16 protein-coding genes and 1 pseudogene are annotated in these 12,678 nt (G+C 46.1%); 6 read left to right on the forward strand and 11 right to left on the reverse strand.

From position 1 onward, the window contains the following. Positions 1-361: 361 nt before the first annotated feature. Both DLM86_RS32790 and DLM86_RS19755 read right to left on the reverse strand, forming a co-directional pair. Positions 362-1,399 (reverse strand): annotated as a pseudogene (locus DLM86_RS32790) (recombinase family protein); the annotation flags it as partial. Next, positions 1,396-2,055 carry a helix-turn-helix transcriptional regulator gene (locus DLM86_RS19755; protein ID WP_110841788.1) on the reverse strand — a complete coding sequence of 220 codons (660 nt, stop codon included), beginning with the start codon at positions 2,053-2,055 and terminating at the stop codon, positions 1,396-1,398. The gene DLM86_RS19755 and the pseudogene DLM86_RS32790, both read right to left, overlap by 4 nt. 111 nt (positions 2,056-2,166) lie before the next feature. On the opposite strand from DLM86_RS19755, the gene DLM86_RS19760 reads away from it, so the two are divergent. Together DLM86_RS19760 and DLM86_RS19765 are read left to right on the forward strand one after the other, a co-directional pair. Further along, positions 2,167-2,349: a hypothetical protein gene (locus DLM86_RS19760; RefSeq protein ID WP_110841789.1), complete on the forward strand. Its 183-nt coding sequence runs from the start codon at positions 2,167-2,169 to the stop codon at positions 2,347-2,349. Between the two features lie 68 nt (positions 2,350-2,417). After that, positions 2,418-3,479, forward strand: coding sequence for a hypothetical protein (locus DLM86_RS19765; RefSeq protein WP_110841790.1), 1,062 nt, complete (start codon positions 2,418-2,420; stop codon positions 3,477-3,479). A gap of 320 nt (positions 3,480-3,799) precedes the next feature. Here DLM86_RS19765 and DLM86_RS19770 read toward each other — a convergent pair whose 3' ends face one another. The 8 genes from DLM86_RS19770 to DLM86_RS19805 form a co-directional block, all read right to left on the reverse strand. Further along, entirely contained in the window at positions 3,800-4,279 is a 480-nt protein-coding gene (locus tag DLM86_RS19770) for a hypothetical protein (RefSeq protein ID WP_146250260.1), read from the reverse strand. Between the two features lie 56 nt (positions 4,280-4,335). Next, positions 4,336-4,590, reverse strand: a complete 255-nt coding sequence (locus DLM86_RS19775) for a hypothetical protein (protein WP_110841792.1) — start codon at positions 4,588-4,590, stop codon at positions 4,336-4,338. 98 nt (positions 4,591-4,688) lie between these two features. Beyond that, the gene (gene radC / locus DLM86_RS19780) at positions 4,689-5,309 is read right to left on the reverse strand and encodes a RadC family protein (RefSeq protein ID WP_110842067.1); all 621 of its coding nucleotides are present in this window, start codon (positions 5,307-5,309) and stop codon (positions 4,689-4,691) included. 116 nt (positions 5,310-5,425) lie between these two features. Next, complete coding sequence (locus DLM86_RS19785) at positions 5,426-5,608, reverse strand: hypothetical protein (RefSeq protein WP_110841793.1); 183 nt, start codon at positions 5,606-5,608, stop codon at positions 5,426-5,428. A 125-nt stretch (positions 5,609-5,733) separates the two neighbouring features. Further along, positions 5,734-5,913: a hypothetical protein gene (locus tag DLM86_RS19790; protein ID WP_110841794.1), complete on the reverse strand. Its 180-nt coding sequence runs from the start codon at positions 5,911-5,913 to the stop codon at positions 5,734-5,736. 35 nt (positions 5,914-5,948) lie between these two features. Beyond that, positions 5,949-6,167 (reverse strand): hypothetical protein, encoded by a 219-nt coding sequence (locus tag DLM86_RS19795; RefSeq protein ID WP_110841795.1) that lies wholly within the window; start codon positions 6,165-6,167, stop codon positions 5,949-5,951. Between the two features lie 77 nt (positions 6,168-6,244). Next, the gene (locus DLM86_RS19800; RefSeq protein WP_110841796.1) at positions 6,245-6,964 is read right to left on the reverse strand and encodes a hypothetical protein; all 720 of its coding nucleotides are present in this window, start codon (positions 6,962-6,964) and stop codon (positions 6,245-6,247) included. A 240-nt stretch (positions 6,965-7,204) separates the two neighbouring features. Beyond that, positions 7,205-7,567, reverse strand: coding sequence for a helix-turn-helix domain-containing protein (locus DLM86_RS19805; protein WP_110841797.1), 363 nt, complete (start codon positions 7,565-7,567; stop codon positions 7,205-7,207). Between the two features lie 226 nt (positions 7,568-7,793). On the opposite strand from DLM86_RS19805, the gene DLM86_RS19810 reads away from it, so the two are divergent. From DLM86_RS19810 to DLM86_RS19820, 3 genes are all read left to right on the forward strand, one after another. Continuing rightward, complete coding sequence (locus tag DLM86_RS19810; protein WP_110841798.1) at positions 7,794-9,521, forward strand: S-layer homology domain-containing protein; 1,728 nt, start codon at positions 7,794-7,796, stop codon at positions 9,519-9,521. 86 nt (positions 9,522-9,607) lie between these two features. Further along, positions 9,608-9,805 (forward strand): hypothetical protein, encoded by a 198-nt coding sequence (locus DLM86_RS19815; protein WP_110841799.1) that lies wholly within the window; start codon positions 9,608-9,610, stop codon positions 9,803-9,805. Positions 9,806-9,898: 93 nt separating this feature from the next. Beyond that, positions 9,899-10,255: a hypothetical protein gene (locus tag DLM86_RS19820; RefSeq protein ID WP_110841800.1), complete on the forward strand. Its 357-nt coding sequence runs from the start codon at positions 9,899-9,901 to the stop codon at positions 10,253-10,255. A gap of 340 nt (positions 10,256-10,595) precedes the next feature. Here DLM86_RS19820 and DLM86_RS19825 read toward each other — a convergent pair whose 3' ends face one another. Then, a complete protein-coding gene (locus DLM86_RS19825) occupies positions 10,596-11,096 on the reverse strand; it encodes a hypothetical protein (protein WP_110841801.1) in 501 nt (166 codons plus the stop codon). A 278-nt stretch (positions 11,097-11,374) separates the two neighbouring features. Between DLM86_RS19825 and dcm the strand changes: the two genes are divergently transcribed. Continuing rightward, the gene (gene dcm / locus DLM86_RS19830; protein WP_110841802.1) at positions 11,375-12,655 is read left to right on the forward strand and encodes a DNA (cytosine-5-)-methyltransferase; all 1,281 of its coding nucleotides are present in this window, start codon (positions 11,375-11,377) and stop codon (positions 12,653-12,655) included. The last annotated feature ends 23 nt before the right edge of the window (positions 12,656-12,678 follow it).

Consider the following 12,678-nt stretch of genomic DNA (forward strand, 5'->3'; position numbering starts at 1 on the left):
CATCGATCTTCATGAGTGCGTCCTGAATCAGCGTCAACAGTTTTTGCAACGAATCGAAATCAACAGGCTTGTTGAATTGTTCATCTAATTCAGCTTCGATGGCTTCAAGCCTTTTTTGCAGCTGTTCTTGTCGGGCGTGCGTTTCCTTGAGATCGTCCTTGAATATTGCAGCCAACTCAGGATCATTCAGGATGTTGTCCTTTATTTTCTGAAGTTTCTTGCTGTTGGTATTCAACTCGGCAACAAGTGCTTTCTTTTCATCTATTAACGGGGTGTCTGCATTTGAACGCATGGCATTGATTTTATCGACCAGTTTTCTCAGAATGTCAGGACGTGATGCTACTTTTACAAGTTCATCAAGCACCTGCTGTTCGGCTACGTCGGCCCGCATCATGTTAGAGCGGCAAACGGTCTTGCCCTTGTTATGGAACTGACCGCAGATGTAGTATCGATATGATTTGCCTCCAGCACCTTTGGAACGGGCAGGAACCATGCCATGACCACAGACAGGACATCTGAGCAATCCGCTCAGAATGTATGGCTGATGGGAGCGGGACGGCTTGTAGGAACGCCGACCAAGCTTCTGATGGACACTCTCCCATAGTTCGGAGGCAATAAGCGATTCATGCGTTCCGTCAACAAGAAGAAAGTCGGGATTCTTTCCTTTCCTGCGTTTCTCAGACCAATCTTGCAGTTGATTGTACCGTATCTTTCCGATGTAGATGGGGTTGTTGAGGATCGTCTTGATCCCGCAGACGTTGAACGGCTTGTCCATTTTGGAACGATAGCCTTCTTCATTCAGACGGCGGGTGATGGCTTTGAATCCGAGTCCCTGATTGGCATAATCGAATATTTTGCGGACGATGACGGCTTCATACTCGTTGATGACAAGTTCTTTTTCAATGTTGTCGTACCCCAGCACCTTTCCTCCGTTGTACTTGCCTTCCTTGGCTCGCTGTTCCATCCCAAGCTTTACTCGTTCGACAATGTTATTACGTTCGAGTTCCGCGAATGAACATATCATCTGGAATGCAGTCCGGCCAAAAGCCGTTGTCGTATCGAATTTCTCGTTGAGACTGATCAGCCTGACGTTGTTTCTTTCGAGTGTTTCGCTGATCTCCAAAGCATCTTTTAGTTTACGGGCCAGACGGTCAATTTTATAAATGATGACAACCCCGAACTTCTGCTGATTAGCATCCTTCAGGAGCCGTTTCATCTGCGGACGGCCTGCAATGCTTTTGCCGCTCGCACCTTCATCCACATATTCATCCACAATTTCAAGGTCGTTCTGCTCCGCATACTTCCTGATTTCCGAGATTTGAGCAGCAATGCTATACCCTTCCTTGGCTTGCTCTTCCGTACTCACTCGGGCGTATAGAGCCGCTTTCAACTTGCTCATTGTTCGTCTTCTCCTTTGTTTTCGTAGTTACTAATGAAGCTGGATTGATGATCGTTCCATGAAGCACGAGGGAAAACAGGAAATGCATTCGGGTGCTTGCCCATTTCATTGAACAGAGCACTGGCTTTGACTGCCGGGTGCGGCTGATTGAACAATTCCTCGGATGATTTAAGTGACTCCAGTTCTCCAATTATGCGGCCCAAGGAAGCGATGAATTGCTCTTTGTCGAGAGGGCGGGAGGATTGGAGGTCATGAATAAATCGCATCATCCCATCCGTGAACGCTTGATAGACAATGGCACCGATATAAGACAGTGAGCTTTCCTCAGTTGATTCTAAAGCGGGTTCGTTGGGTTCCCCGATAGCTATCAACCGAAGTTCTCCTTGATAGAAATAATCCGTCAATGCGTCAAAGGGGATGCCTAAATCTTGCGTAATTCTGTAGATGAGCTGATAAGCAGGTTTCTTGGAATCCCCGCGTTCGATGGAGATGATTGTCTGGTGACTGACACCGACACGCTCACTCATTGCAGTCGTTGTAAAGGATTTGCTTGAGTGTAGCTTTCCGGCTTCCTTTCTGAAGAACTTTAATCGCTCTCCCAAATCGCTCGTCTTCAAATATTCAAACTCTTCGCGAGTGAGAATCCGTCTTGGCATGGATGATCATCCTTTCTGTACAAGCAGGTTTACAGTGATTATAAACTCTGCTATGATGGTTTGCAAATATATAATTACAAATACTTAAATATAAATAATTTGGAGGTTGCTATGGACTTTATCCTCGATATTGGCATTGACCTGAACGAGATTGACGATGCGTTTGAAATCGTTCACGACAAGCGAAGGAAAGAGCAAGACTTTATTGAACAGCTTGCTCTGGCATTGAATCGCATGTTGGATCACCCATCGGAAGCAGAAGATGAAGCTCTAACAACAGGTGTACAAGAATGACAACTGAGAGGGCTTAATCCCTTGTCCCGTAAGGCTTCAGGCCCTCTCGATATTTGAGGTGAAACCGCATGTTTCTGTACAATAAACAAAGGGCAGCGGAGTTGTTGAACACCGTGCCGATCATTCAAAGCATTCAATCCGCCAGCAAGGTGAAGCACTTTGACTGTCCTTACGACAAGCTGATCCTTTGTTCAGATGAGCCGCCAACACAAGCGTTCGTTGACCTGATTCGGCCCGCGAGATTCGAGACGGACGATGATGAAACCTTTTACCGGTACAGGCTGGTGCATGACTTGTTCAGCGTACAGTGGATGCAGGCTAACCCGCAGGCTCCGATGACATCCATCATGTTGAACCCTTGGAAGCACCAGCTCTCACCCGATGATGTACTCGCGTTGATCGACTTCATTATCGGCAGTCATCTCGATGCACAAGTCGCTCACAACGATGATAAGCATGATTGGCTCCGCTTTCAAACCTCGAAGGAGTTTGCGAAGCGTATCTACGTCGGCTATCAGAAGAAGAAACCGCGAAACTACAATGATCTTGACCAGACATTTATGTTCGGCAGTAAAAAGGGCCAGCAGGTCATCATATACGATAAGGCGAAGGAGCAAGACCGTGACGACGAAGAGTGGATTCGCCTTGAGAAACGCAGAAAAAGGCGGGACAAGCATGCAAGACCAACTCTGTCTCGATTTCTGCTGGATGAACAGGATGATGCTTTGAAAAATGTAGTCATCGTTGATATTGATAAGTTCAGCGGCAGGGACAAGATCATGCGACGCATCAACAAATTCGGAACATTTCAGGAAGCCTACATGACCTTGACCAAGGAAGAGAAGCGGAAGTTGAAAATGCACGAAGCATTCCGGCATCCTCTTGTTGATGTTGGTGCTTTGTTTAAGAAGGAGCTCGACCAATGGCTCTCGATGTCGCCGCATTTGCATTTAATGAAGAGAATCTTCCCGGTACTCAAAGCAAGCTGGAGAGGGAAAGACACATTAACTTACAGAACGATGAGTATTGATCCGATTAATCTGCATTGTACCGGAGCCCCTTTAGAACCGTATGTCGGCAAAGAGAAATACAGGCTGCGACAAAACTACTTTACCGACGTATTAAGCTGACATGTTGTGAGGGGGCCGCGAGCGAAGCGAGCGGCCCCGTCTTTCCATCAGTGTTCGCATTGCACCTGAGTGCGGTAATGGGCCACAGGAAGCCAGTCAAGGGCCGCAGGGGCGAAGCCTTTACCCTTGACAGAGCGATGCCATGAGCCGACACTCCTTCGTGTCCTCAGCGTTAGCTGAGGAACGCCGTACGGCGAGTGACGGGATTGTAAAGGGTGGGAACCCTTTACGTCCTCCCTCAGGGAGCGGAGAGGGTGGTCTTTGATCGGCGAGCGAAGCGAGCCGCCTTTCCTGTTGCTGATGCAGGATATGGGCAGGCCTTAATCCGCATACACCACGAAATGCAATTCCTTATGATCACGCTTCAGTCCATAGCAAACATCAAGCGGCAAAGGGATGGTATAGCCTTGGCTCCTGACCTCGATAGGAGTTTTGTAAGCGTAGAACGGTAACGGCAATTGCGATTGAAAGAACAACCTCCATCCGTTGTCGCACCGCAGATAAACCTCATTGTCGTTGATCGAAACATGTACAAAGAGTTCGTCCGCAGAAAAGACATAATGGGAAGGGAAGCAAAGGCCATTCTCGCTTACTGTGAGCCCCACAGAAGCTTGTTGGTTCACTCGGAAGATCTTTGTCCTGTCTGACTTATACAATCCGTCTACAGCCGATTTCACTCGTTCTGATAATGCGGACAGCAGATCGGGCAAGCTACCGATCAGCTTGACTATTGCCCGCAGAGGCATCCGCAATAAATCCACATTGATGTACAATTCCTTCATCTGGCGATCCGCAAACATTCCACCGCTGACTGCTCCGGGACTGTACATTTTGAACAGATATACCTTCCAGCCACTCATTGCTCGATTGTTTCACGGATGAACCTGAATTTGACCCGCAGCCCGCTGAATGGAACATCCTTCGGCACCATGATTTCAATCCGTTCATTCCGGCATTCCGATTCACATACGAGCTTCCTTGAAGCGTCCGGTAATGTTATGTTTTGCAGCACAACAACTGCCGTAATCGAAACTGTCGGATGCGGATGAAGTTCGACCTTGCTTCCGTTCGTTGCAGTTGGTAACTGAAATTGTTGCTGATGGTTGTTCATGCGTATATTCCTCCAATGTGAATTTGGTGATCTAAGAAGACAGCGGCCAGCTATTACAGCAAGCCGCTGCGGATGGAACTGCGTTCAATATCCGCTGATTACGAAGTCATAAGACCCCGTTCCCTGAGACTGATGAATTGGTCCCCGCCTACAATGATATGATCGAGCACTTCGATGCCAGTCACATCCCCGGCTTCGACCAGACGAGCCGTGAGTTGAATGTCTTCTTGTGACGGTGTGCAGTCGCCGCTCGGATGGTTGTGCGAAACTACGATTGAGGCTGCGGATCGCTTGATGGCAGCTCGAAAGACTTCGCGTGGATGCACGATGGCTGCATTGAGCGAACCTTTCGAGATCGTCTCCGGTCGCCCGATGACATGGTTCTTGGTGTTCAGAAAAAGAACAACGAAGTGCTCCTGTTGCAGATACCTCATCTCTGGAATCAGCAAATCGGCTGCATCCTTGGGGGAGCGAATCACATGCGGATGACTGTAAACAGGTGCATTCAATCTCCGTGCGAGTTGCAGGGCGGCGATGATTTGGCGTGCTTTCACTTTGCCGATGCCCTTGATGGCGGTCAGTTCCTGCTCAGTGACATTCATCAGATCGGTCAGCGACGGGAAACGGGCAAAGATTTGATCCACGACATAGGAATCCGGCTTTTCGGCAAGTGCCTCGGTAAACAGCGTTTTGATTGACGACATTTCATATACATTCATGTGGTTGACCTCCATTGAAATGCAAAAAGGAGAAGCCGCGGCGGCTCCTCCTGTTGCGTGATAGATGAATTTGAATTATGATGATGACAACGTATTTTTTCTTTGTCGCTCCGTCTCTATTTGCGGGCGACTTTTTCTTTTTCTTGAGCTTCAATCTGCATTTCAATCATGACCAGCTTGACCAGCGTATGAGCGTATACCCTGCCTTCCTCAGTATCAAAGCTGGCGTTGCGATCCATCATCCGCATTGCTGCCATCAACTGGTTCCTTCTGGCTAACAAATCCTGCACGTTCTCCATGTGACTCACCTCCCTTCAATGGCATGGAAAATAACCCTCCTGTCGATACAACAGCACGGCTACCTGCATTGACCGTCCTATTCGCTTGAATGGCGACAGTTGCCGTTTCCGACGAGCTCCGCCATTCATCTGAAGATCGGCGATGCCTGAACGGTGTAAGTAATCAGAACCGTAACCTGTCCATTGCGAAGGGCGACAACGGCATGCTTCCCTGCATCCAGCTTTACAGAGTAGATGTATCCTTTTTGTTCGCAGAATCCGAGATATTCCTTCTGGCTGTTACGTTTGAATGATTCGTAAGTCATCTCTCCAGTCTCCTTTCCTCCGAAATCGTACATCCTCACGCCCCCGCCAGTCGTTTCCTGTGCCGTTGCAGTTGCCCGGGAAATTCGCGTTGAAAGTAGGCAACGGTCCAGCGAGCGGCGGTTTCTTCATCTACGCCATAGGTTCGGCGGCAGTAGGTTAGAAGAACGCGGCCAGCCATACTGAAGTGTCCATTCATAACAAGCTGCTTCAGAACGGTAGAAACATCTTCTGGCAATCCTATTTTCACAACCATGTTGTTCACCCCCTTTCAAGTGGAATAGCGGTATAAAAACAAAGCGAGCCAAGGATCGCTCCCTGACTCGCTGGAAATCAATATTTTTGCAGTACAAGATTGACGATGGCATCGACTACCGGATCGAATCTGGCTACCTTCGCCTTATTTCCTCGCAACGAGTAGCCCGGATGATAGGTACGATAAGAGTGATACGGCAGCTTATCATGGATGACTCGACATAACAGATTGAGCGGCATTCCATTCACTGAATCCAGAACCGACCCGGCAAAAGTTCGTTGCAGTCTGTCGTCATAATACGGCCCGGTAAAAAAGAGAACAACATCAGGACTAAGTATCTTAATCTCATAAGGTAGCAACGGGAAATTGTTGCAGATAATCTCTTCAACTTCGGGTGAGGGTCTTGTCCTGTTCTGATCGAGCTTGATCAGATTGCTGGTCATATAACCGTCTTTAGGGCCGCCGGTATTTAGCTTATCATAGATGATTCTGCATGCTCTCCAGAAAGGTGTATGTCCCCATTTACCATCCCGCCTGAACCGGATGTAATCGTTCTGTAAGTCGCAAATTGCCTCCTCCGGTTCTCGATCTACGTGATCAATATATTGTCCCCAACCGTTTGTTTCCTTCCCAACAAATAGTACTTTGATCGAAGCCTCTTGATAAGGCTCATCCGCATCGATCAGAAACGGATTAGATAAGCTATGCAGGTTAACGTTCCCATCTGCAAGTGCTCCTTTCAACCGGTTCCAGTATTCCAAATACATCACCTGTAACTGCTCTCCGATCTGATTCATTCAACAGCAATCCTTTCATTCGGTTATGGTGATTGTCTACGAGAATCAACAATCCGGGTTTCAAAACGAAAAAAGACTTGGATCACTGTCGGCAAGCGACTGATACCAAGTCTTTCGTACAACAGGGGTGGGGCATGAAACGGCAGGCCACCCCCTCGCAAATAATGCAGGGTGGTATCCCCGGAAAATATATGTGATTTTTCCCCCTATTGGGCCTTTTTTATCGAATGCAGTCTTCTTTTAACGTCCTTTGCGATCCATAGCGTTCAGGAATTCGCGGGCCATTGTAAGCACGAAATTGACCTCATCTACGCTACGATCAGCTATTAATGTGTTCAAAGCCCTGATCTTATTCTGAATCTCATCTGCATCAGGATGCTTTGCATTGCCATCTGCAATCTCAAATAGCTCGGCAGGCTTGATTCCGAGTGCTGCAATGATCTTGCCCAGCGATTCCAGTGATATATTACGGGTTCCTCTTTCCACATCGCTTATATAGCTATAGCTTAGGCCGGATTGCTCCGCCAACAGCTCTTGCGTCATCCCTCTAAGTTTTCGGATGTTGCGGATTTGATCCCCAACCAATTGTTTGAATTCTACCATTACGTCACCCCTACTTCAGATTAGTAGAGGACGACTGAGACGCTTATCCTATCATAGTGACACTCGAACTACACATATAAGTTAAATAACTGTATAATAGCCCTGACTGGCTACTGCCATAATTCTACAAACCTCACCAATGGGGAGGTGCCGCTAAAACCAGAGGAAACAAATCATCCAAAGAGAATTGAAAAACAATCATCTGCACCGAAAGGAGAAACACACCATGTCAATGAAGAGAATGACATCGCTAATCATTACAGCACTTTTAATGTTCAGCATGCTTGGAACAGCGTCAGCAGCACTACCTGAGTACGGAGAAGAATGGCAGAATGCACCGGAAAAGACACCATCAGTGTCATTTACAGACCTTCCGACAACGCATTGGGCTTACAAGTACATAGCTGAAATGGTTAATCGGAAAGTGATTGACGGTTATCCCGATCACAAGTTTCGACCAGAGAACACCATCACTCGGGCTGAATTCGCAAAGATCATGGTAACGGCTTCAGGTATTAAGCCAAACAAGGTGAATTATTCATCATTTTCCGATATTCCGGCTACAAACTGGGCATCACCGTTTGCAGAAGCGGTTAAGGACTACCTGAACGGGTATCGTACGGCAAACGGCCAGTACATTTTCAATCCTTCTGCACCTGCCTTGCGTGAAGATATCACAGTAGCCCTCGTCAAGTTAAAAGGATACGATATGAGCCGCTTGCCAGATCAAAGCACCATTCAAGCGATGTTTAAAGATTACAACGGCATATCCGAGTCCGCCAAAAATTACGTAGCCATAGCAGTCGAGAATGGATTGGTCTCCGGGTTCCCCGATGAAACATTCCGTCCGCAAGCAACTGTTACTCGTGCTGAAGCTACAGTAATGCTCTGGAGGGCGTACCAATATGGAAGTGACAATAAAGAAGTCGGGGGCGGCAATCCATCGACTACCTCACCAACGCTTCCGGCAACAAAACCAGATCCATCAGGAACGGGTTCATCACCATCTACCGAACCGCAACAGCCGTCACAAGCAGAGAAATTCAGTGTAGAAACGCTTGTTGGCGGATCAGGTGCAGGTGATGTAGACGGGCCAGTGCGTATGGCCAAAATCAATCAGATCGACAGCATGGTTGTCGACAAGGACAATAACGTTTACTTTCTGGACAGCCAGAAGATGAAGATTCGCAAGTTCAACAACTCGAATGGAACTGTAGAAACCTACAAGACCATTGATAAAGACTTCAACTGGGATTACAAGAACGCCAATGGGCAGAACAAGCATTTTGACTACAAAAGTCTGACACCGATGAAGCTAGCTTACAACAATGCGAACAACAAGCTGTACCTTGCTGCGAAGGTGTCGGCTCGTTCCATCATCTACGACATCACATCCGGCGTTAGTGTAGCAACGTATGACTTGAACCATGAGGAAGCCCGGTTCTATGACTTCATCACTTTTCCTGATTCCCGGAGCGTTCTGTATGGTGTCACAGGCACCCATGAATCGCATGTGTATGAGGGCCAGCTTAATCAGGCTCAAGTAGAACGGGTAGCCAGTAGCACAGACTACAGTACGCTTGATCTGTCTGATTACTACGGCTACGCTCCAGTTGCCGGGGCATTCGCGACAAACAACAACTTGTATGTGTTTGGGCGAAGCAAAATGTACAGCCTGCAACTGTTTCCGGTGAAGGTAGACAAGGTATCTGAATATGAAGACATTCGTTTTGACAGCGTAGCCGCGAACAATGGCAAGTTGTATATGACGAACGCGGGAACGGTATATGAGATGGGAGCGGGCGGTAATATGATTACCTTCGTTGACGAGAGCAATTTGAAATACAAGGATGGTACACCGATCAAGAAGATGAAGCAGTTGAGTTTCGACAACAACGGAAATGTCATTTTCTACGACGACGAGAGCAAATCCATCCGCAGAATCAATCTGTAAATGTGTAGCCATCCACATGAGCAACGCAATTTCACTATACGAGTGGGAGAATGGATGATGTCTTTGTAAGAAGGAAGGTCTGAATTATGGCAACAACAGCATTGTTATTGAAAATCGTCGGAGCAATTATTCAAGTGAGCAGCATTGTCTACACGATCACTGCAATATCGAAAAAGAGGGGAAAACATATCTGGATCGGCGTTGCTTTGTTCATTGTCGCATGTCTGATATTGACTCAGGCTACGCACATGGAAGACCGTATTCGCGGAGGATACGGATACTGAAGTTACTGGAAGAAACATCGCGGCGGAGAGGACGAACCTGTTCTTTCCGCTTTTGTCTGCATTCAAGGACTTAGCCGGGAGGCAGGATATATATTGGATAAGCTCATCGAATTGTTTTTAGGGGAAGCATTTAAAGCGGGATTGCATAAGTTGCTAGGTCATAAGCCTGAGCGGCCCAAGGATACTGCCGGAAGTATCGGATGTCTGATCATTATCTTGATGATTGCTCTCTATCCTATCGGTATTTATTGGCTGAAGCCATGGCTGGAGATCGGATCATTTTGGTATGAACACATCTATACATGGCCGCTGTACATCATTGGCTTATGGATCGCTTACCACCTTCTTCGGTTTGTTCTCTACTGTATAAAGGAAATTCCATTCCTCACTATAATGCTTGCAGGAATCATCTGGTTCGGGTGGTATGCACATAAAAGAGGTTGGTTGTAGATAGTAGTAATTGATTCTACATGTTAGCTGCCAGTTTTTTGATTTAATTCCCAAGCCGATTCAAAACCGAATTCGGATCATTATATTAATGCTACGTTACAATTCTTCTATGTTAACGATATATAGAATATTGATTTGCCAGTAGAAGGGCATCATCAGTATAAAGCAGGGGATCCCGACTGATTTATCGAAAATTATACCGGTATAAGATGGTACCGAGCCGGAGAACGGGAATTTAATTAAATTCACTCCCAATTCACGTTACATTTTGAAATTGCGTTCTATATATAACAACGAAGCCAACCTGAGTATATCAGGCTGGCTTGTCATGAAAAGCGACTTATTTTAATGCTATTCCAATCTTCAGCAAGGTATCAATGTCATTACTCGTAATTTCTTTGTTCTCCAGATTAACTGACTTATATTCAGTGCTAATATGCTTAACACCAAAAAGAAACTTCAATTTTTCGCAAAACTCGCTTTCTCTATTTGCAATAACGACCAGAACAGTATTGTCGCTTCTTAATCCAACGACCATTAAGTCATTCTCTTGAGCAAAATTAATAGCATTAGATTCAGTATAGTATAACCTGTGTTCTGTTCTGTCAGGGTCATATTCTCTCGCATCATACCAAGTTAATCTTCCTGTATCCTGCATCAATTTTCCCTGCTTGTCTATATAAATGAATCTCGCATTAAAATACTGTCTTTTCAACCCGAATATATTTTTCAAAACTCTTACCCCATGAAACTCATGCTGATTGCTATTCCACTTATTGATTTCAACGGAACTTAGTATTTTTGCGGCAACACCTTTGAAATACAGTGATAGAAAGTCCATTTAATAGCCCCCTTGTTACCGATAGATAAATCTGGTTTTGTTTATCGCATAACTCTATCTCAAGCCAAGCTTTCCTTGGAAATGTGATTAATATAAATATCGGTTCAATATTCCAGAACTTTGATACCGGACAAGGTAAAACTTGTATTTATCTATTTCGCGAAAAACTTGAGACCTGCATTTAAAAATAAAGTTTGCGAAAATGTGTTCGCTTGTGATATTCTTATGTCAAAAACGTTCCCCCTGGGAATATTTTTGACAGGGAGGCTAGTTCGACAATGAAAACATTCAAGAATACTGAATTTGCACACATAAGAGAAACGATGGGTTACTCCGTCAGAGAGGTTGCGGAATTGCTTGGGAAAAGCGAACGCACTATTTACCGCTGGGAAAAGGGTGAATCTTTACCTGAGCAAAACCTGCTCCGGGAGCTTAAAACCATCTACAATGTGCGTTCGGGCCAACATTCGGAAAATGAAGCCAATTTTCGATTCATTGATTTGTTTGCAGGTATCGGCGGTTTGCGGAAGGCTTTTGAATCAATCGGAGGCAAATGTGTATTTACGAGCGAGTGGGATTTGGCATGCAGAAAAACCTATCAGGCCAATTATGAATGCGATCACCCGGTAAATGGCGATATCCGCGATGTCGATTTGGACAATATGCCTCAATACGACGTACTGGTGGCGGGCTTTCCTTGCCAGCCATTCTCCATTGCAGGGGTATCCAAAAAGAATTCACTCGGTCGCCCGCATGGATTCCATGATGCTACTCAGGGCACGCTTTTCTTTGATGTTGCACAGATGATAGAACGTCACAGGCCAAAGGCATTTTTGCTTGAGAATGTGAAGAATCTGGTGAGTCATGATAAGGGAAATACCTTCAAGGTAATTATGAGAACATTACAAGAAGAGCTTGGTTACTATGTTGATTTCCGGGTTATTGATGCGAAGCATTTTGTTCCTCAGCACAGGGAGCGTATTTTCATTGTGGGTTTCCGCGATGATGTCGGGTTTGAATTCAAGGACTTGAAGCTCCCTCAGTTCGGGCCAAAGCTCGGTTCGATTTTGCATCAGGAAAATGGAACAGAAGCACCTGAAGCTCCATACACGGAAGCACCAAATGGCAAAGTAGCGGATAAGTATACATTGAGTGATCGGCTATGGGAATACCTTCAAAATTACGCAGAAAAACATAGAGCGAAGGGAAATGGCTTTGGTTTTGGATTGTTTGGCCCTGATGATATAGCCCGTACACTTTCTGCACGGTATTACAAAGATGGCTCGGAAATACTGATTAGACAAGAGGGCAAGAATCCGCGGCGGCTGACGCCCCGTGAATGTGCAAGACTGATGGGGTTCGACAAGCCGGGGCAACGATCCTTTGTAATTCCTGTATCTGATACTCAGGCGTACAAGCAGTTCGGAAACTCCGTTGCTGTACCTGTTGTTGAGGCTGTGGGGGCACACATGCTCCCCTACATCTTCAAGGTAATGAGATCGGCCAAGGATACTGATCAGGTTGAAATGTTGTTTGAGAAGGTTGAAGCCTATGCCTGATATCGTTTCATCCGAAACAAGAA

Origin of the sequence: Paenibacillus flagellatus (assembly GCF_003217775.1) — a bacterium.
GTDB classification, from domain to species: Bacteria; Bacillota; Bacilli; order Paenibacillales; family NBRC-103111; genus Paenibacillus_AB; species Paenibacillus_AB flagellatus.

What these genes read in the sequence shown, in the direction of transcription:
- dcm (WP_110841802.1), top strand. Translation starts at nt 11,375, where the DNA reads ATGAAAACATTCAAGAATACTGAATTTGCACACATAAGAGAAACGATG.
- DLM86_RS19795 (WP_110841795.1), bottom strand. Translation starts at nt 6,167, where the DNA reads ATGGTTGTGAAAATAGGATTGCCAGAAGATGTTTCTACCGTTCTGAAG.
- DLM86_RS19825 (WP_110841801.1), bottom strand. Translation starts at nt 11,096, where the DNA reads ATGGACTTTCTATCACTGTATTTCAAAGGTGTTGCCGCAAAAATACTA.
- DLM86_RS19790 (WP_110841794.1), bottom strand. Translation starts at nt 5,913, where the DNA reads ATGACTTACGAATCATTCAAACGTAACAGCCAGAAGGAATATCTCGGA.
- DLM86_RS19775 (WP_110841792.1), bottom strand. Translation starts at nt 4,590, where the DNA reads ATGAACAACCATCAGCAACAATTTCAGTTACCAACTGCAACGAACGGA.
- radC (WP_110842067.1), bottom strand. Translation starts at nt 5,309, where the DNA reads ATGAATGTATATGAAATGTCGTCAATCAAAACGCTGTTTACCGAGGCA.
- DLM86_RS19815 (WP_110841799.1), top strand. Translation starts at nt 9,608, where the DNA reads ATGGCAACAACAGCATTGTTATTGAAAATCGTCGGAGCAATTATTCAA.
- DLM86_RS19760 (WP_110841789.1), top strand. Translation starts at nt 2,167, where the DNA reads ATGGACTTTATCCTCGATATTGGCATTGACCTGAACGAGATTGACGAT.
- DLM86_RS19770 (WP_146250260.1), bottom strand. Translation starts at nt 4,279, where the DNA reads ATGTTTGCGGATCGCCAGATGAAGGAATTGTACATCAATGTGGATTTA.
- DLM86_RS19810 (WP_110841798.1), top strand. Translation starts at nt 7,794, where the DNA reads ATGTCAATGAAGAGAATGACATCGCTAATCATTACAGCACTTTTAATG.
- DLM86_RS19765 (WP_110841790.1), top strand. Translation starts at nt 2,418, where the DNA reads ATGTTTCTGTACAATAAACAAAGGGCAGCGGAGTTGTTGAACACCGTG.
- DLM86_RS19800 (WP_110841796.1), bottom strand. Translation starts at nt 6,964, where the DNA reads ATGAATCAGATCGGAGAGCAGTTACAGGTGATGTATTTGGAATACTGG.
- DLM86_RS19785 (WP_110841793.1), bottom strand. Translation starts at nt 5,608, where the DNA reads ATGGAGAACGTGCAGGATTTGTTAGCCAGAAGGAACCAGTTGATGGCA.
- DLM86_RS19755 (WP_110841788.1), bottom strand. Translation starts at nt 2,055, where the DNA reads ATGCCAAGACGGATTCTCACTCGCGAAGAGTTTGAATATTTGAAGACG.
- DLM86_RS19805 (WP_110841797.1), bottom strand. Translation starts at nt 7,567, where the DNA reads ATGGTAGAATTCAAACAATTGGTTGGGGATCAAATCCGCAACATCCGA.